The sequence below is a fragment of the Serratia sp. X10 genome, from assembly GCF_017811775.1.
Classification (GTDB): Bacteria; Pseudomonadota; Gammaproteobacteria; order Enterobacterales; family Enterobacteriaceae; genus Serratia; species Serratia ureilytica.
The window spans coordinates 758,069-776,240 of sequence record NZ_JAEIOH010000003.1 but is presented as its reverse complement, the minus strand read 5'-3'; the positions used below and the strand labels follow the sequence as shown (position 1 = coordinate 776,240).

19 protein-coding genes are annotated in these 18,172 nt (G+C 60.7%); 16 read left to right on the top strand and 3 right to left on the bottom strand.

Going from position 1 to position 18,172, the window contains the following annotated elements; genetic code table 11:
- The first annotated feature begins 117 nt into the window (after positions 1-117).
- From J9788_RS14155 to J9788_RS14115, 9 genes are read left to right on the top strand one after another with little or no spacing between them, the layout of a single operon-like run.
- The gene (locus J9788_RS14155) at positions 118-420 is read left to right on the top strand and encodes an urease subunit gamma (RefSeq protein WP_025160087.1); all 303 of its coding nucleotides are present in this window, start codon (positions 118-120) and stop codon (positions 418-420) included.
- A 49-nt stretch (positions 421-469) separates the two neighbouring features.
- Complete coding sequence (locus J9788_RS14150) at positions 470-916, top strand: urease subunit beta (protein WP_182265068.1); 447 nt, start codon at positions 470-472, stop codon at positions 914-916.
- 3 nt (positions 917-919) lie between these two features.
- On the top strand, positions 920-2,635 hold the full coding sequence (locus J9788_RS14145; RefSeq protein ID WP_042783732.1) for an urease subunit alpha: 1,716 nt from the start codon (positions 920-922) through the stop codon (positions 2,633-2,635).
- Between the two features lie 12 nt (positions 2,636-2,647).
- Complete coding sequence (gene ureE / locus J9788_RS14140) at positions 2,648-3,244, top strand: hypothetical protein (protein ID WP_049189018.1); 597 nt, start codon at positions 2,648-2,650, stop codon at positions 3,242-3,244.
- Complete coding sequence (locus J9788_RS14135) at positions 3,241-3,927, top strand: urease accessory protein UreF (RefSeq protein WP_182265067.1); 687 nt, start codon at positions 3,241-3,243, stop codon at positions 3,925-3,927. The genes ureE and J9788_RS14135 overlap by 4 nt, the downstream gene beginning before the upstream one ends.
- A 19-nt stretch (positions 3,928-3,946) precedes the next feature.
- The gene (ureG, locus tag J9788_RS14130; RefSeq protein ID WP_182265066.1) at positions 3,947-4,582 is read left to right on the top strand and encodes an urease accessory protein UreG; all 636 of its coding nucleotides are present in this window, start codon (positions 3,947-3,949) and stop codon (positions 4,580-4,582) included.
- Positions 4,579-5,526: an urease accessory protein UreD gene (locus tag J9788_RS14125; RefSeq protein WP_182265065.1), complete on the top strand. Its 948-nt coding sequence runs from the start codon at positions 4,579-4,581 to the stop codon at positions 5,524-5,526. The genes ureG and J9788_RS14125 overlap by 4 nt, the downstream gene beginning before the upstream one ends.
- Before the next feature lie 19 nt (positions 5,527-5,545).
- On the top strand, positions 5,546-6,523 hold the full coding sequence (gene yut, locus J9788_RS14120) for an urea transporter (RefSeq protein ID WP_182265064.1): 978 nt from the start codon (positions 5,546-5,548) through the stop codon (positions 6,521-6,523).
- A gap of 40 nt (positions 6,524-6,563) precedes the next feature.
- A complete protein-coding gene (locus tag J9788_RS14115) occupies positions 6,564-7,607 on the top strand; it encodes a HoxN/HupN/NixA family nickel/cobalt transporter (protein WP_046897651.1) in 1,044 nt (347 codons plus the stop codon).
- Between the two features lie 73 nt (positions 7,608-7,680).
- Here the strand turns inward: J9788_RS14115 and J9788_RS14110 are convergent, their stop codons facing one another.
- Positions 7,681-7,833 carry a Hok/Gef family protein gene (locus J9788_RS14110; RefSeq protein ID WP_004930217.1) on the bottom strand — a complete coding sequence of 51 codons (153 nt, stop codon included), beginning with the start codon at positions 7,831-7,833 and terminating at the stop codon, positions 7,681-7,683.
- 284 nt (positions 7,834-8,117) lie between these two features.
- Positions 8,118-10,574, bottom strand: coding sequence for an acyl-CoA dehydrogenase FadE (fadE, locus tag J9788_RS14105; protein WP_182265063.1), 2,457 nt, complete (start codon positions 10,572-10,574; stop codon positions 8,118-8,120).
- Positions 10,575-10,820: 246 nt separating this feature from the next.
- Between fadE and lpcA the strand changes: the two genes are divergently transcribed.
- Positions 10,821-11,402 carry a D-sedoheptulose 7-phosphate isomerase gene (lpcA, locus tag J9788_RS14100; protein WP_004930220.1) on the top strand — a complete coding sequence of 194 codons (582 nt, stop codon included), beginning with the start codon at positions 10,821-10,823 and terminating at the stop codon, positions 11,400-11,402.
- A gap of 102 nt (positions 11,403-11,504) precedes the next feature.
- Positions 11,505-12,308 (top strand): class II glutamine amidotransferase, encoded by an 804-nt coding sequence (locus J9788_RS14095; RefSeq protein ID WP_019454310.1) that lies wholly within the window; start codon positions 11,505-11,507, stop codon positions 12,306-12,308.
- Here J9788_RS14095 and dpaA read toward each other — a convergent pair.
- Positions 12,243-13,010 (bottom strand): peptidoglycan meso-diaminopimelic acid protein amidase, encoded by a 768-nt coding sequence (gene dpaA, locus J9788_RS14090; RefSeq protein WP_046897653.1) that lies wholly within the window; start codon positions 13,008-13,010, stop codon positions 12,243-12,245. The genes J9788_RS14095 and dpaA overlap by 66 nt on opposite strands.
- A 553-nt stretch (positions 13,011-13,563) precedes the next feature.
- On the opposite strand from dpaA, the gene J9788_RS14085 reads away from it, so the two are divergent.
- From J9788_RS14085 to nqrE, 5 genes are read left to right on the top strand one after another with little or no spacing between them, the layout of a single operon-like run.
- On the top strand, positions 13,564-14,913 hold the full coding sequence (locus J9788_RS14085) for a Na(+)-translocating NADH-quinone reductase subunit A (protein WP_182265062.1): 1,350 nt from the start codon (positions 13,564-13,566) through the stop codon (positions 14,911-14,913).
- A gap of 3 nt (positions 14,914-14,916) precedes the next feature.
- Positions 14,917-16,158 carry an NADH:ubiquinone reductase (Na(+)-transporting) subunit B gene (locus J9788_RS14080; RefSeq protein WP_015376730.1) on the top strand — a complete coding sequence of 414 codons (1,242 nt, stop codon included), beginning with the start codon at positions 14,917-14,919 and terminating at the stop codon, positions 16,156-16,158.
- Positions 16,148-16,942 carry a Na(+)-translocating NADH-quinone reductase subunit C gene (locus tag J9788_RS14075; RefSeq protein ID WP_015376731.1) on the top strand — a complete coding sequence of 265 codons (795 nt, stop codon included), beginning with the start codon at positions 16,148-16,150 and terminating at the stop codon, positions 16,940-16,942. Before J9788_RS14080 ends, J9788_RS14075 begins: the two co-directional genes overlap by 11 nt.
- Positions 16,935-17,564 (top strand): NADH:ubiquinone reductase (Na(+)-transporting) subunit D, encoded by a 630-nt coding sequence (locus tag J9788_RS14070; protein ID WP_004930232.1) that lies wholly within the window; start codon positions 16,935-16,937, stop codon positions 17,562-17,564. Before J9788_RS14075 ends, J9788_RS14070 begins: the two co-directional genes overlap by 8 nt.
- A 6-nt stretch (positions 17,565-17,570) precedes the next feature.
- Positions 17,571-18,167, top strand: coding sequence for an NADH:ubiquinone reductase (Na(+)-transporting) subunit E (nqrE, locus tag J9788_RS14065; RefSeq protein ID WP_015376732.1), 597 nt, complete (start codon positions 17,571-17,573; stop codon positions 18,165-18,167).
- The last annotated feature ends 5 nt before the right edge of the window (positions 18,168-18,172 follow it).

Sequence of the window (18,172 nt, the reverse complement as noted above, 5' to 3'; positions counted from 1 at the left end):
TACCTCCTAGATTATTCGAGTGCCTGACAACCGTAAATAAATAACGCAAGGTTATTAATTATAAGTAACCTTTGGCCTCACTTTGTCTGATTATTTCTATCGAGATCGGAGTGCTCCATGCAATTAACGCCAAGAGAAATCGAAAAGCTGATGGTCTATACCCTGGCTGACGTCGCATTAAAACGAAAATCCAGAGGGATAAAGCTTAATTATCCCGAGGCGGTGGCCATTATTACCACCGCGGCGCTGGAAGGCGCCCGCGAGGGAAAAACGCTGGAAGAAGTCATGAACGACACGCGGCAGGTTTTGAGCCGCGATGACGTCATGGACGGCGTGGCGGACTTGATCCCGCATGTGCAGGTCGAGGCGATATTCAGCGACGGCAGCCGCCTGGTGACGGTGCACGATCCGATCCAATAAGCGCGTCCTCTGAGAGCCACGGATAAACTTTATCAGCACAGGTATTCCGATGAAAAAGCATGACAAAGAAAAGCACGTGCCGCCAGGCGGCTATATCCTGTCCGAAAATCCCATCACCTTCAATGAAGATCGCGAGACGGTTATTTTAACGGTGCGCAATACCGGAGACAGGCCTATTCAGGTCGGCTCACACTTTCATTTCTTCGAAGCCAACAAAGCGCTGCAGTTCGATCGCGCCGCCGCCTTTGGTAAACGGTTAAATATCACCGCCACGACGGCGATCCGTTTTGAACCCGGCGATGAAATCGAGGTGGCGCTTATTGCCATCGGTGGCAAGCAAACGGTTTATGGTTTTAATAATCTGGTGGACGGTTGGGCGGGCGACAGCCCGGTAGCCGCCGGTGAAAGAGTAAAGAAAACTATAGATGTAAAGCGAGCTATTGAGCTGGGTTATAAAAACCGCGACCAGGCGCCCATCAAGACGGACGAGGAATAAAGCATGCCAACGATCTCCAGGCAGGAATATGCCGGGCTGTTCGGCCCGACCACCGGCGATAAAATTCGCTTGGGCGATACGCAACTGTTTATTGAAATAGAAAAAGATCTGCGCGGTTACGGTGAGGAATCGGTCTACGGCGGCGGTAAGTCGCTGCGCGACGGCATGGGCGCCGATAACCGATTAACCAGCGATAATGTGTTGGATCTGGTCATTACCAATGTGACCATTCTGGACGCCCGGCAAGGGGTGATCAAGGCGGACGTCGGCATTAAAAACGGCCTGATCGCCGGCATTGGCAAAAGCGGCAACCCGGCGATGATGAACGGCGTCACGCCCGGCATGGTGGTGGGGGTCAGCACCGACGCCATCTCGGGCGAACACCTGATCCTGACCGCCGCCGGCATCGATACGCACATTCATTTCATTTCGCCGCAGCAGGCCGCACATGCGCTCTCCAACGGCGTGACGACCTTCTTCGGCGGCGGCGTCGGGCCGACCGACGGTTCCAACGGCACCACGGTGACCGCCGGGCCCTGGCATATCCACCGCATGCTGCGCGCCTTCGAGAACATGCCGGTCAACGTGGGGATGCTCGGCAAGGGGCACGCTTCGCACGCTGCGCCGTTGGTCGAACAAATCGCCGCCGGCGTGGCCGGACTGAAAGTGCATGAGGACTGGGGCGCCACCAACTCGGCGCTGCGCCACGCGCTGCGGGTGGCCGACGACATGGATATTCAGGTGGCGGTGCATACCGACAGCCTGAACGAGGGCGGCTACGTCGAGGACACCATCGACGCCTTCGAAGGGCGTACTATCCACACCTTCCACACCGAAGGCGCCGGCGGCGGGCACTCGCCGGATATAATCAAGGTTGCCGCGCAGATGAACGTCTTGCCGAGCTCCACCAACCCCACACTGCCGTTCGGCATCAACAGTCAGGCCGAACTGTTCGACATGATCATGGTGTGCCACAACCTCAACCCCAATGTGCCGGCCGACGTGGCGTTTTCTGAAAGCCGGGTGCGGCCGGAAACCATCGCCGCGGAAAACGTGCTGCACGACATGGGCGTGCTGTCGATGTTTTCCAGCGACTCCCAGGCGATGGGGCGGGTTGGCGAAAACTGGCTGCGGGTGATGCAGACGGCGCACGCGATGAAAGCCGCGCGCGGCAAGCTGCCGGAAGATGCGGCGGAACACGATAACTTCCGCGTGCTGCGCTACGTGGCGAAGATCACCATCAACCCGGCGATCGCGCAGGGCATCAGCCACGTGCTGGGTTCGGTCGAGGTCGGCAAGATGGCCGATCTGGTGCTGTGGGAGCCGCGCTTCTTCGGCGCCAAGCCGAAGCTGGTGATCAAGGGCGGGATGATTAACTGGGCGGTGATGGGCGATCCCAACGCGTCGTTGCCGACGCCGCAGCCCACGTTCTACCGACCGATGTTCGGCGCCATGGGCAAATCGCTGCAGGAAACCTGCGTCACCTTCGTCTCCGGCGCGGCGTTGCACGACGGCATCAAAGAGAAACTGGGGCTGGAGCGGCAGGTGATGGCAGTGCATAACTGCCGCGCGATCTCCAAACAGGACATGGTGCGCAATGCGGAAACGCCGCACATCGAGGTGGACCCCGAAACCTTCGCCGTCAAGGTCAACGGCGAACACGCCACGGTGAAACCGATCGCCACCGCCGTGCTTAATCAACGCTACTTCTTCAGCTAGGAACCGCCGCTCATGATCGTGATTGAAAAGATACTCGGCAATATCAAACGGGATGCCGACTGGCGTGAGCGCTTGCAACACGCCTCGCTGGACGTGCTGGCGCTTTCGCAGTGGGAGGCGCAGAAAAGCCGCTGCCGCAAAACCACCCGCGATGGTCAGGATCTCGGCATTTCCCTCGATCGTCACCAGGTGCTGGCCGACGGCGATGTGCTGCTTTGGGACGAAGCGAACCGCAGCGCGGTGGTGGTGCAGATGAACCTGCGCGACGTGATGGTGATCCACCTGCAGTCGCTGTTGGCGACCGATATGGCGACGGTGCTGAAGACCGCGTTCGAATTGGGGCATGCGCTGGGCAATCAGCACTGGAAGTCAGTCATCAAGGGCGATCGCATCTTTATTCCGCTGACGGTGGCGACCAAGGTGATGGATTCGGTGATGAAAACCCACGGCTTTCATGCGCTGCCTTATTCGTTCGTGAAGGGTGAAAGCATTTTGCCGCATCTGACCCAGCCGGAAGCGCGCCTGCTGTTCGGCGGCGCGGAGGATTCCGCCACCCATGTACATGTCGATAGCCCGTTTCTCGGCCAGCATGTGATCACGCTGAAATGAACGCCGTTCAGCTGATTCGCATCCTGCAATTTGCCGATTCGGTGCTGCCGGTGGGGGCGTTTGCCTTTTCCAATGGCGTCGAGTCGGCGATCCAGGCCGGCATCGTGCGCGATGTCGACACGCTGAAATCGTTCACCCGCACCGCTTTGCAACAGGCGGCGGGCGGCGACGGCCGGGCGGTTGCGGCGGCCTGCCGGGCGCTGCAGGGGGGCGATCGCGAGGCGGTTATCGGGCACGACTGGGCGCTGTTCAACCGCAAGCTGAATGAAGAAGGCCGCAGCATGGTGGTGAGGATGGGAAAGAAGCTGGCGGAAATGACGGCGGCCATCTGTGATGAGCCCCAGGTGATCTGGTGGCTTGAGCAGATCAAAACCGGCCGCGCCGCCGGCACCTATCCGGTGACGCAGGCGGTAGTGATGACGGCGCTGGGCGCGGGGCCGCGCGAGGTGGCGGTGATGCACCAGTACGGCGTAGCGATGACCATGCTCAGCGCCGCCATGCGCCTGATGCGCGTCACTCATATCGACACCCAACGCATCCTGTTTCAACTCAACCGGGACATCGACGTTTTTTGTGACGAAGCCGAACGCGGCGGCGTTGAACAAATGGCCTCTTACGCGCCGGTGACCGACGTCCTGGCCGCGCTGCACGTCGGCGCATTTACCCGACTGTTCAGCAACTAATGACAAAGGAACGAGCAGAGTGAAGAAAATTACCCGCATTGGCATCGGCGGCCCGGTAGGCTCGGGCAAGACCGCGATTATCGAAGTCATTACGCCGCGCCTGATCGAACGGGGCATCAGCCCGTTAATCATCACCAACGACATCGTCACTACCGAAGACGCCAAACAGGTCAAGCGCACGCTCAAGGGGATCCTCGACGAGGAGAAAATTCTGGGCGTGGAAACCGGCGCCTGCCCGCATACCGCGGTGCGCGAGGATCCGAGCATGAATATCGCCGCGGTGGAGGAGATGGAGGCCCGTTTCCCGGGTAGCGACGTGGTGATGATCGAGAGCGGCGGCGATAACCTGACGCTGACCTTCAGCCCGGCGCTGGCGGACTTTTACATCTACGTTATCGACGTCGCCGAAGGGGAAAAGATCCCGCGCAAAAACGGCCCGGGCCTGGTGCAGGCCGACATCCTGGTGATCAACAAAATCGATTTGGCGCCGTACGTCGGCGCCAGCCTGGCGGTGATGGAGCACGATACGCGCGTGGTGCGCGGCGAGCGGCCTTATATCCTCACCAACTGCAAAACCGGTGAAGGTATCGACGAACTGGTGGACATGATCATGCGTGATTTCCTGTTCACCCACGCGCCCTCGGCGGCGGTATGACAGCGGTCAGCGAAGCGGCGAGGCGCGTTGCGCAGCTCGGCGCCGACGCGCCGGAGTTGGCCGACTATCAGGATGAGCCGCCGCAGATGGCCAGCGGTGGCGTAGGCAAAACCGGTTATCTGCGGCTGGAGTTCGCGCTAAACGGGCATCGCAGCGTGCTGCGGCAAATGGAGCGGCGCGTGCCGTTTCTGGTGCAGCGGGCGCTGTATTGGGACGAGGCGCTGCCGCAGATGCCGTGCGTATTCGTCATCTCCACCTCGGGGTGCATCTTGCAGGGCGATCGCCTGACGCTCGAGGTGCAGGTCGCCCCCCAGGCCTGCGGGCATGTCACCACTCAATCGGCGACCAAGATCCACGCCATGGAAAATAACTACGCGGCGCAGATGCAGACGCTGACGCTCGAAGAGGGCAGCTATCTGGAGATGATGCCCGATCCGGTGATCCCTCACTGCGGCTCGCGCTTCATTACCGATACCCGCATTACGCTGCACCCCACGGCGACGCTGCTCTATGGCGAGATCCTGATGTCGGGGCGCAAACACCATCAGGCGGATCGCGGTTTCAGGTTCGACGTTTACTCTTCGCGCATCAGCGCCTGTCGCCCCGAGGGCAACACGCTGTTTGTCGAGCGCTATGTGCTGGAACCGCATAAACACCCGCTGAACGGGGTCGGCGTGATGGGGGCGTTCGATGTGTTCGGCAATGTGATCCTGCTGACGCCGCCCGAGCATCATCAGCGGATCCTCGATCGCATCGCGCCCCGCTATGACGAGGCTGAGGGGATCGCCAGCGGCGTCAGCCGGTTGCCCAATGAGTGCGGGCTGATCTTTAAGGCATTGGGCAAAGAGGCGCGCCAGGTGAAGGCGGCGGTTCGCGCTTTCTGGCGCGTCGCCCGGGAGGAGATCCTGGGCGTGACGCTGCCTGAGCCTTTTATCTGGCGCTAGTCTGCAGCGGGAAGCGGTCATGACGACAAAGTGGAGTTGGGCGGCGTTGTGCGCCCGCAGCCGAATAGCGGCGGTGACGGATGCGGTGCTGCGCGGCTGTTCGCAGGTGATGTTTCAAAATAACCCGTTGACTGGATTATTGTTTTTCATCGCCATTTTCGTGGGCACCTGGGAAGAGGGGCTGCCGCAGGTGGCCTTCGGCTGCCTGCTGGGCACGGCGGCGGCGACGCTCAGCGCGGCGTGGTTGGTGGACGAGCGCGCAGCGTTGCGCACCGGTCTCTATGGCTACAACGGCTGCCTGGTCGGCGCCGCGCTGCCGACCTTTTTGCTGCCCTCTGTCTGGCTGTGGATCGGCGTGATCTTCAGCTGCGCGATCTCGGTGATCGTCACCGTCGGCCTCAATCGGCTGCTGCGCACCTGGAAGATCGCCGCGCTGACCGCGCCTTTCGTGCTGACCACCTGGACGGTGCTGCTGGCCAGCTACCCGTTCAGCCATCTGCGGCATGTGCGGTTGCCGCCGGCTGCCATCCCGGCGGACGGCGCGGTGTTCAACCCACATCCCGACCTGGCGGAGGTGTTGAGCGGCGCGTTGCACGGTGTCTCCCAGGTCTTTTTGTGCAGCAGCGTGAGCGGCGGCGTGCTGCTGTTGCTCGGGCTGGCGGTTTCGTCGCCACGCGCGATGCTGCTGGGTTTTTTCGGCGCCCTGCTGGCGGTGATCACCGCGCTGGCGATCGGCGCCGATCCGCAGGCGGTCTTCGCCGGGCTGTATGCTTTCAGCGCGGTGCTGACGGCGGTGGCGCTGGGTTCCGTCTTCAACCCGCCCGGCCGGCGGGTGCTTATCTATACGCTGCTCGGCGTGATTTTCACGGTGCTGGTGCAGGGGGCTTTCAATACCTTGCTGGCTCCGCTGGGGATGCCGTCGCTGACCATGCCGTTCGTGATCGCGTCCTGGTTGTTTTTGAGCGCCAATCCGGCGGTGATCGCGGCGCGGCGCTAATCCATTGATTTCAACATAACGAGAAAACGGGAGTGTGGGTATGGCGGTAATTTCCGAAGGATTGCATGGCGCGGCCCGGCGGCGGGCGGTAGCCCTGCTGCTGGGGCTGGTGGCGGTCAACGTCGTTGTCTGGCTGCTGGCGCTGGCGGTGTTCAAAGACAATGCGGCGCTGATGGGCACCGCCTTGCTGGCCTACAGTTTTGGTCTGCGCCATGCGGTGGATGCCGATCACATCGCCGCGATCGACAACGTGACCCGCAAGCTGATGCAACAGGGCAAAACGCCGGTGGCGGTCGGCACCTTCTTCTCGCTCGGCCACTCGACCATCGTGGTGCTGGCCTCGGCCGCCATTGCCGCCACGGCGATGATGTTCAGCCGACAGATGGGCTGGTTTCACGAAACCGGCGGTTTGATCGGCACGCTGGTGTCCGCGCTGTTTCTGCTGACGGTGGCCTTTATCAACCTGCTGGTGCTGATCTCCGTGTGGCGCGCTTTCAGGCAGGTGAAGGCGGGCGAGCTGCCTGCGCATCAATCGCTGGATCTGTTGATGAGCGGCGGCGGTGCGCTGGCGCGCTGCTTCCGCCCGCTGTTCAGGCTGGTGAATCAGAGCTGGCACATGTACCTGGTGGGCTTCTTGTTTGGCCTGGGCTTCGACACCGCCACCGAGGTCGGGTTGCTGGGGATTTCGGCCGCCGGCGCCGGCCACGGCATGAACCTGTGGAGCATCATGCTGTTCCCGGCGCTGTTCGCCGCCGGCATGGCGCTGATCGACTCCATCGACAACTTCGTGATGATTGGCGCTTACGGCTGGGCGTTCTCCAAACCGATCCGCAAACTGTACTACAACATGACCATCACGGCGGCGTCGGTGATCATCGCGGTGTTTATCGGCGGCATCGAAGCGCTCGGGCTTATCGCCGACAAGCTGGCGCTGTCCGGCCCGCTGTGGGACGCCGTCGCGCGGCTCAACGATCATCTGGGGGAGATGGGCTATTGGGTGATCGCCGTGTTCATTTTCTGCTGGCTGGTGTCGGTGGTGAATTACCGCCTGCGCGGCTATGACAAGCTGACGGTCAGCGGCTGAAAAGGCGGGTGCTCGTGGATCCTGCCCGACACCATCAGCCAACGGGCGGGGCGAACCCCGCCGTTGGGTTGCCTTACCGTTCGGATTCGTAAGCCAAAGTGGCCGCAACCTCCGAGTCTCCCAACCTGATGCGCAGTTCGCACAGCGAACCGCGGGTTAGCCAGATGAACGCGATCAGCGTCATACAGACGATCACCAGCTTAAGCACGACCCGTTTTTGCTGCATTTTTGACCTCCCTATCCTTGCCTTGCGGCGGGTAAGAGGCTAACCTGATGTTGTTGGGCATCAGAGTGGCCTCGGGTTGATAATATCGACTCGGGGCCTTTCTCTTTCTCTCCTTTGCCAAGGCGCCGGACAGAAAGATCCAGAGCACCCGCTGCGCAGTCTACCCGAACTTCCTTCCCGTTAAATCCGCCGCTGCGCCAACCTGCGGCGCGGTGCGCAGTTTGTCATGAAAGCAAAAGAAAAAGGGGCGATGATGATCGCCCCTTGGATGCGTGAAGTGAACGTTAAGCCGCTTCGGTCTGCTGCTGGCGCTTAGACTGCGCCGCCGGCTTTTCCGGCTTGGCGGCCGCCAACGCATCCGGCGCAAAGTCGTCCACGTTGATGGAGCGCAGGCGGCTCTCTTCGGCTTTCACCAGGATCTTCGCCTCGTCGGCGCTGATCTTGCCTTCTTCCAGCGCGCGCTCCGCCAAACGATCCAGACGGGTGAACGGCAGGTTTTTGCCGACCGCCTTGCACAGGCGTTCGTGAATCGGCTCGGCGGCCATCACGTCGGCCAGCGCCGCTTCCAGCAGGCCGATTGGGTTATGCTCGCTCGGCGTCAGGTACTGGCCGCGCCCCAGACGGCTGCGGGTGGCGGAAGGCACCTGCAGGATCTTGGCCAGCTGATGATCCAGGCGATCGGACGGTGCGGTATGCACGCGGCCGAACGGGAAGACCACGAAGCGCAGCGCGCCGGCGATAAAGCGGTTCGGGAAGTTGCGCAGCAGATCATCCAGCGCCTGTTCGGCTTTATGCAGGCTGTCTTGCACGCCCCAATGCACCAGCGGCAGATCTTCTTTCTGACGGCCTTCGTCGTCAAAGCGTTTCAGCACGGCGGAAGCCAGGTACATCTGGCTGAGGATATCCCCCAGGCGAGCGGAGATGCGCTCGCGGCGCTTCAGGCTGCCGCCCAGCACGCCCATGGAAACGTCCGACAGCAACGCCAGGTTGGCGCTCAGGCGGTTCAACTGCTGATAGTAACGACGGGTCGCGTCCTTGGTCGGCGTGGCGCTGGTGCGGCCGTTGGTCAGGCCCAGCCAGAAGCTGCGTATCTTGTTGCTGCCGACGTGGCCCAGGTGGCCGAACAGCGATTTATCGAAGGCATTCAGATCGTTGTTCTGCGCCGCCGCCATTTCATCCAGCACATAAGGATGGCAGCGGATCGCGCCCTGACCGAAGATCATCATGGTGCGGGTCAGGATGTTCGCGCCTTCCACCGTGATGGCGATCGGTGCGCCCTGATAAGCGCGCGCCAGGAAGTTGGATTCGCCCAGCATGATGCCTTTACCGCCGGCGATGTCCATGGCGTCAACGATCGACTGCTGGCCGCGGTGCGTACAGTGGTATTTGACGATGGCCGACAGCACGGCCGGTTTCTCGCCCTGCACCAGTGCATAGGTGATCAATGAAGCGGCGGCGTCCATCACATAGGTGTTGCCGGCGATGCGCGCCAACGGCTCTTCGATCCCTTCCATCTTGCCGATGGAGATCTTGAACTGACGGCGAATGTGCGCGTAGGCGCCGGTCGCCAGGGCGATGGATTTCAGGCTGCCGGTGGAGTTGGACGGCAGGGTGATGCCGCGACCGACCGACAGGCATTCAACCAGCATGCGCCAGCCCTGGCCGGCCATTTTCGGGCCGCCGATGATGTAATCGATCGGCACGAACACGTCGGTGCCGCGGGTCGGGCCGTTCTGGAACGGCACGTTCAGCGGGAAGTGGCGGTTGCCGATTTCCACGCCCGGCGTGCTGGTCGGGATCAGCGCACAGGTGATGCCCGGGGATTCGTTGTCGCTCAGCAGGCGGTTCGGATCATGCAGTTTGAATGCCAAACCCAGTACGGTGGCGACCGGCGCCAGCGTGATGTAGCGCTTGTTCCAGGTCAGGCGCATGCCCAGCACCTGCTTGCCTTGCCATTCGCCCATGCACACGGTGCCCACGTCCGGGATCGCGCCGGCATCGGAACCCGCTTCCGGGCTGGTCAGCGCGAAGCAAGGGATCTCGTCGCCGCGCGCCAGGCCCGGCAGGTAGTGGTTTTTCTGTTCTTCGGTACCGTAATGCTGCAGCAGTTCGCCTGGGCCGAGGGAGTTCGGCACGCCGACGGTGATCGCCAGGATGCCGGAAACGCCGGCCAGTTTTTGCAGCACCATCGCCTGAGCGTATGGGGAGAATTCCAGACCGCCGTACTCTTTCTTGATGATCATCGCGAAGAAGCGGTGTTCTTTCAGGTACGCCCAGAGTTCAGGCGGCAGATCGGCCAGTTCGTGAGTGATCTGGAAGTCGTTGGCCATGCGGCAGGCTTCTTCCACCGGGCCATCGATAAACGCCTGCTCTTCTGCCGTCAGATGCGGTTTCGGGTAGTTGTGCAGCTTGTTCCAGTCCGGCGCGCCGCGGAACAGATCGCCTTCCCACCAGGTGGTGCCCGCGTCGATCGCTTCCTTCTCGGTGGTGGACATCGGCGGCATCACTTTGCGGAAGGCGCGCAGCGCCGGCGCGGAGAGCAGAGAGCGACGCACAGAGGAAAGGTTCAGCGGCAGTAGCACGATAGCCAACGGCAGCAACAGCCAGAAGCTCCACAGGCCGATCGCGCCCATGGCGGCGGTGTACGCCACCAGTATCAGGCTGCTGAGGGTAAGGTTCACTCGGTGGTAGAACACCACGCCGAGGAGAGCCAGGAAAACGACGATACTAAGAACCATCATAAGAAGCTCCGAAGTAGTAAGAGGTCTGACCTGTTGTGTGTATGTAATAGGTTTTAGTACAAGGCAGAATTTTTATCAATGCGTTTACAGTTTAATTACAACTCAGGTCACAAACTGACAGCACCAATCATCAAAAACCTCTCCGCTTCCTTAACCGGCGCGCTGTTTGGCTGAGAATGCTTCTCGCTGTTTCCGCGATCCGGTACACTGCGGAGCGGAAGATTTGACGATAACAAGAGGTTCCTCATGTACCACGACCTTATTCGCAGTGAACTGAACGAAGCGGCTGATACTCTGGCGAAATTTATCAATGACGACGCCAACATCGACGCCATCCAACGCGCGGCGGTGCTGCTGGCGGACTCCTTCAAAGCCGGCGGTAAAGTGATCTCCTGCGGCAACGGCGGTTCCCATTGCGACGCGATGCACTTCGCCGAAGAGCTGACCGGCCGCTACCGTGAAAACCGCCCGGGCTACCCGGCGATTGCCATCTCGGACGTGAGCCATCTGTCCTGCGTCAGCAACGACTTCGGCTATGAGTATGTGTTCTCCCGCTATGTGGAAGCGGTGGGCCGCGAAGGCGACGTGCTGCTGGGCATTTCTACCTCCGGCAACTCCGGCAACATCATCAAGGCCATCGACGCGGCGCGCGCCAAGGGGATGAAAGTGATCACCCTGACCGGCAAGGACGGCGGTAAAATGGCGGGTTCCGCCGATGTGGAAATCCGTGTGCCGCACTTCGGCTACGCCGATCGCATTCAGGAAATCCACATCAAAGCGATTCACATCTTGATTCAGCTGATCGAAAAAGAGATGGTTAAGGCTTGATAGCCTTCGGGGGGCTGCGGCTCCCCCAGAAATAAGACAGTGGGCGCCGCATGCATGCCGCGCCCGCACAGCGTATGTCAGTGTGGTTAAGGAGTGCTGGCGATGTGTGAACTGCTCGGGATGAGCGCAAACGTACCGACCGATATCTGCTTCAGCTTTACCGGCCTGGTACAGCGCGGCGGCCGCACCGGGCCGCATAAGGATGGCTGGGGCATTACCTTCTATGAAGGGAACGGTTGCCGCACATTCAAGGATCCGCAGCCGAGCTTCAACTCGCCGATCGCCCGCCTGGTGCAGGACTATCCGATCAAGTCTTGCGCGGTGGTGTCCCATATTCGCCAGGCCAACCGCGGCGAAGTGGCGCTGGAAAACACCCATCCGTTCACCCGCGAACTGTGGGGCCGCAACTGGACCTACGCGCACAACGGTCAATTGAAAGGCTATCGCCAGTTGGATACCGGCACGTTTCGCCCGGTCGGCCAGACCGACAGCGAATACGCGTTTTGCTGGCTGCTGCATCAGCTGGCGTTGAAATACCCGCGCACCCCGAGCCAGTGGCCGGCGGTGTTCCGCTATATCGGCCTGTTGGCGAGCCAGCTGCGCAAGAAAGGGGTATTTAACATGCTGTTGTCGGACGGGCGCTTCGTGATGGCCTATTGCTCCACCAACCTGTATTGGATCACGCGCCGCGCGCCGTTCGGCAAGGCGACGCTACTGGATCAGGACGTGGAGATCGATTTTCAGCAGCAGACCACACCGAACGATGTGGTCACGGTGATCGCCACCCAACCGCTGACCGCCAACGAAACCTGGCACAAGATTGAGCCAGGCGAGTTCGCGTTATTTCACTTCGGTGAGCGGCTTGTTCTGAGCGAAGGGATTGGTGTTGGGCGTCGGGCTGGCTGACGCGTACTGCGTCATCTGGCCGCTGCTCATCAACGGTTGACCCAGCACATACTGGCCGTTGTCCACGGTCATCATCGGCGGCTGGTGGTTCTTCGCGAAGTAATCATAGCCCGGCTTCAGCTGGCGCCAGAAGGCGATATAGCTGGATGACGCATGGCGTTTGAGATTCTGATCGGTCATGCGGAACGGGTAGATGCTGATGTCGACGCGGCTTTGGCCATAGGCGAAGGCGGCTTCGACGTAGCGATAGATCTCATCCATATAGGTGTTGGTCATCGCGTAACAGCCGATCGATTTACATTCGCCGTGGATCATCAGATAAGCGCCGGAATAGCCCTGCGACTTATCGTAATCATTAGGGAAACCGATATTGATCGCCCGGTAATACTTGCTGTCGGGTTTCAGATGGCGCGCGTCAACGCTATAAAAGCCTTCCGGGCTTTTAAAGTCGCCTTCACGACGTTTAGGACCCAGCCCGCCGGAGAAATTACAGATCGGGAACGTATTGACCAAGCGGAATTCATTGCCCATTTTGGCATACAATTCCAGCTTGCGTTCCTCTTTGAAGATCTGAATATAGACCGGCGACCCCAATAATTGCTGTTTAACTACCGGCGCTTCGGGTACCTGCTCGCTGGCGCTGCAGGCCGTGATCATCGGCATAGAAACAAGCATCGCAAACAACAGCGCGATTTTGCTCATTATTATTCCTGCTTATATTTATCTGCCGGCGCAATGGGATTGGCCAGCGTGCCACTGATTATTGTTTTTACTGCTGCAAAACACCGCCAGATTACCAGCGCGTTTATTTTTAGCAATACGTGATATGTATAAAAAAACGACAAAGCTCGATAAAAGTGAAATGACCGGCAGATTTTAACGATAAGTAGTGAAAAACAGGCGAAATTTAATTGCGTTTGCTTGACACAAGTCACGACGGAACGCAGAACAATGTTGCGAACAATGTTAATATTCTCTCTTCAATTTAACGCGCTGTGGCGATTGAAGCGGCAAGAGTTATTGCATATAACCCGGCCGTTTTGGTGGTTATTTGGCTACAGACCGTTAACACATCGATTGTCACGCAAACAACGGAAAGGGGGAATCAAGGGAATGCGCGTTACCCCATATATTCACTGCGAGAAAGTTCATGTTGGGCGTGCCGTCGTGCGCACTGCCCGGCAATCCTGGCATCGTCCGCACCCGCCTCTGGGGCCGGTCAGACGTGTAAACCAAACTACATCGTATAAATCCTATGATTAAGATCAGAAAAGGGTTAGATCTGCCGATAGCCGGGGCTCCGGTTCAGGCGATCCAAGACGGCCCGAACATTCAGCATGTCGCCCTGCTTGGGGAAGAGTATGTCGGAATGCGCCCCTCCATGCTGGTGCAGGAAGGCGATACCGTTAAGAAAGGCCAGGCGTTGTTCGAAGACAAGAAAAACCCCGGGGTTTTCTTCACGGCTCCCGCCAGCGGCCGCATCGCCGCGATTAACCGCGGCGAGCGGCGCGTCTTGCAATCGGTGGTGATTGCGCTGGAAAACGGCGGCGACGATCAGCTCGAGTTCGCGCACTACCCGCTGGATGAACTGGCCCAGCTGTCGCGCGAGCAGGTCGAGAGCGAACTGATCGCCAGCGGCCTTTGGACCGCGCTGCGCACCCGCCCGTTCAGCAAGACGCCGGCTCCCGGCAGCGAACCGCGCGCCATTTTCGTCACCGCGATGGATACCCAACCGTTGGCCGCCGATCCGCAGGTGATCATCGCCGAACAGCAGGCGGCGTTCAACGCCGGGCTGGTGGTCTTGGCGCGCCTGACGGCGGGTAAGGTACACGTATGCCACGCCGCCGGCGCCTCGGTTGGCCAGCAGAGCGGCCCGCAGATCGCCTACAGCGAATTTGCCGGCCCGCATCCCGCCGGGCTGGCGGGCACCCACATTCACTTCCTTGAACCGGTCAGCCTGAAGAAAACCGTTTGGCACATCGGTTACCAGGACGCGATCGCCATCGGCACCCTGTTCACCACCGGTAAGCTCGATACCCAACGGGTCGTGGCGCTGGCCGGGCCGCAGGTGGCGCAGCCGACGCTGCTGCGCACCCGCCTGGGAGCCAGCCTCGATGAGCTTACCGCCGGCCGCCTGAAAGAGGGCGAGAACCGGGTGATCTCCGGCTCGGTGCTGAACGGTATGCAGGCCGCCGGGCCGAACGCCTGGCTGGGCCGTTTCCACTCGCAGGTGTCGGTGCTGGAAGAAGGGCGCGACAAAGAGCTGTTCGGCTGGATCGTGCCGTCGCCGAACAAGTTCTCCATTACCCGCACCACGCTGGGCCACTTCCTGAAAAACAAACTGTTCGCCTTCTCGACCACCACTAACGGCGGCGAACGCGCCATGGTGCCGATCGGCAACTACGAGCGGGTGATGCCGCTGGATATTTTGCCGACGCTGCTGCTGCGCGATCTGCTGGCGGGCGACAGCGACAGTGCGCAGGCGCTGGGCTGCCTGGAGCTGGACGAGGAAGATCTGGCGTTGTGCACCTTCGTTTGCCCCGGCAAGTATGAGTACGCGCCGGTGCTGCGCGAGGTGCTGACCAAGATTGAGCAGGAAGGATAACCAATGGGCCTGAAGAATTATTTTGAGAAGATAGAGCATCACTTCACGCCGGGCGGCAAACTGGAAAAGTGGTACCCGCTGTATGAAGCGACCACCACGGTGTTTTACACCCCCGGCACGGTGACGCGCGGCGCTTCGCACGTGCGCGACGCCATCGATTTGAAACGCATGATGATCCTGGTGTGGCTGGCGGTGTTCCCGGCGATGTTCTGGGGCATGTACAACGTCGGCCAGCAGGCGATCCCGGCGCTGCACCATCTGTACAGCGGCGACGCGCTGCAACAGGTGCTGGCGGGCGACTGGCATTATCGCTTGGCGCAGTGGCTCGGCGCCTCGCTGGCGGCCGACGCCGGCTGGGTCAGCAAGATGGTGCTGGGCGCCTGTTACTTCCTGCCGATCTACGCCGTGGTGTTCGTCGTCGGCGGCTTCTGGGAAGTGCTGTTCGCCATCATCCGCAAGCATGAGGTCAACGAAGGTTTCTTCGTCACCTCTATCCTGTTCGCGCTGATCGTGCCGCCGACCCTGCCGCTGTGGCAGGCCGCGCTGGGTATCACCTTCGGCGTGGTAGTGGCCAAAGAGATCTTCGGCGGCACCGGGCGCAACTTCCTCAACCCGGCGTTGGCCGGCCGCGCTTTCCTGTTCTTCGCCTATCCGGCGCAGATCTCCGGCGACTTGGTGTGGACTTCCGCGGACGGTTTCTCCGGCGCGACGCCGCTGGCGCAGTGGAGCGCGGGCGGGGCGCACAGCCTGAGCAACGTCGCCACCGGCCAGTCCATCAGCTGGATGGACGCTTTCCTCGGCAACATTCCCGGCTCCATCGGTGAGGTGTCCACGCTGATGATCCTGATCGGCGGGGCGATTATCCTGTTCGGCCGCGTGGCCTCCTGGCGCATCGTCGCCGGCGTGATGCTCGGCATGGTGGCTTCCGCCATGCTGTTCAACGCCATCGGTTCGGACACCAACCCGATGTTCGCCATGCCGTGGTACTGGCATCTGGTGCTGGGCGGCTTCGCCTTCGGCATGATCTTTATGGCGACCGACCCGGTTTCCGCCTCCTTCACCAATAAGGGGAAATGGTGGTACGGCATTCTGATCGGCGTGATGTGCGTGCTGATCCGGGTAGTCAACCCCGCCTATCCGGAAGGTATGATGCTGGCGATCCTGTTCGCCAACCTGTTCGCACCGCTGTTCGATTACCTGGTGGTGCAGGCCAACATCAAGCGGAGAAAAGCCCGTGGCGAATGAAGCGAAAAACGACGGCATCGGTAAAACGCTGCTGGTAGTGCTGCTGCTGTGTCTGGTGTGTTCAGTGGTGGTGGCGGGCTCCGCCGTCGGCCTGAAGTCCAAACAGCAGGAGCAAAAGCTGCTCGATAAGCAGCGCAATATTCTCGACGTAGCCGGCCTGTTGCAGCCGAAAATGGAGAGCGAGCAGGTCAAGCGCCTGTACAGCGAGCGCATCGAACCGCGCCTGGTGGATCTGAACAGCGGCGAGTTTGTCGCCGGCAAGGCGGCGGCGTTCGATCTGGGCGCCGCGCTGCGCGACGACGCCAAAAGCGTGGCGCTGGCGGCGGGCGACGATCCGGCCGGCATCAAGCGCCGCAGCAACCAGGCGGAAATCTACCTGGTGCGCGATGAAAGCGGCCAGGTGAACAAGATTGTGCTGCCGGTATACGGCACCGGTCTGTGGTCGATGATGTATGCCTTTGTGGCATTGGATAACGACGGCAACACGGTCAAAGGCATCACCTACTACGACCAGGGGGAAACGCCGGGGCTGGGCGGTGAGGTCGAGAACCCGTCCTGGCGCCAGCAGTGGGTCGGCAAGCAGCTGTTCGACGACAACGGCCAGCCGGCGATCCGCGTGGTGAAAGGCGGCGCGCGCCAGGGGGATGTGCACGGGGTGGACGGCCTGTCCGGCGCCACGCTGACCTCCAACGGCGTGCAGCATACGTTTGATTTCTGGTTGGGCGAGCACGGCTTCGGCCCGTTCCTGAAAAAAGTTCGTGAAGGAGCGCTGAAAAATGGCTGATTCCAAAGAGATAAAGCGGGTCCTGCTGGGGCCGCTGTTCGACAATAACCCGATCGCCCTGCAGGTGCTGGGCGTCTGTTCGGCGCTGGCGGTGACCACCAAGCTGGAAACGGCGGTGGTGATGACCATTGCGGTGACGCTGGTGACCGCGTTCTCCAGCTTCTTCATCTCGCTGATCCGTCATCATATTCCCAACAGCGTGCGCATCATCGTGCAGATGGCGATCATCGCCTCGCTGGTGATCGTGGTCGATCAGCTGTTGCGCGCCTATGCGTTCGAGATCTCCAAGCAGCTGTCGGTGTTCGTCGGCCTTATCATCACCAACTGCATCGTGATGGGGCGCGCCGAGGCCTACGCCATGAAGTCGCCGCCGATCGAGAGCTTTATGGACGGCATCGGCAACGGGCTGGGCTACGGGGTGATCCTGGTGCTGGTCGGTTTCCTGCGCGAGCTGATCGGCTCCGGCAAGCTGTTCGGCGTTCCGGTGCTGGAAACGGTGCAGAACGGCGGCTGGTATCAGCCGAACGGCCTGTTCCTGCTGGCGCCGAGCGCGTTCTTCATCATCGGCCTGCTGATCTGGGTGTTGCGCACCCTGAAGCCGGCGCAGATCGAAAAGGAGTAAAGGCCGATGGAACACTATATCAGCCTGTTTGTGCGCGCGGTGTTCGTCGAGAACATGGCGCTGGCGTTCTTCCTCGGGATGTGTACTTTCCTGGCGGTGTCGAAGAAGGTGTCGACCGCCTTTGGCCTGGGCATCGCGGTGACCATCGTGCTCGGCATTTCAGTGCCGGTGAACAACCTGGTCTACAACCTGATCCTGCGCGACGGCGCGCTGGTGGAAGGCGTCGATCTGAGCTTCCTCAACTTCATCACCTTCATCGGCGTGATCGCAGCGCTGGTGCAGATTTTGGAGATGATCCTCGATCGCTTCTTCCCGTCGCTGTATAACGCGCTCGGCATCTTCCTGCCGCTCATCACCGTGAACTGCGCCATCTTTGGCGGCGTGTCTTTCATGGTGCAGCGCGACTACAATTTCGCCGAATCGGTGGTGTACGGCATCGGCTCCGGCACCGGCTGGATGCTGGCGATCGTCGCCATGGCGGGGATCCGCGAAAAACTCAAGTATGCCAACGTGCCGGCAGGGCTGCGCGGTCTGGGCATTACCTTTATCACCACCGGACTGATGGCGCTGGGCTTCATGTCCTTCTCCGGTGTTCAGTTGTAAAGGCG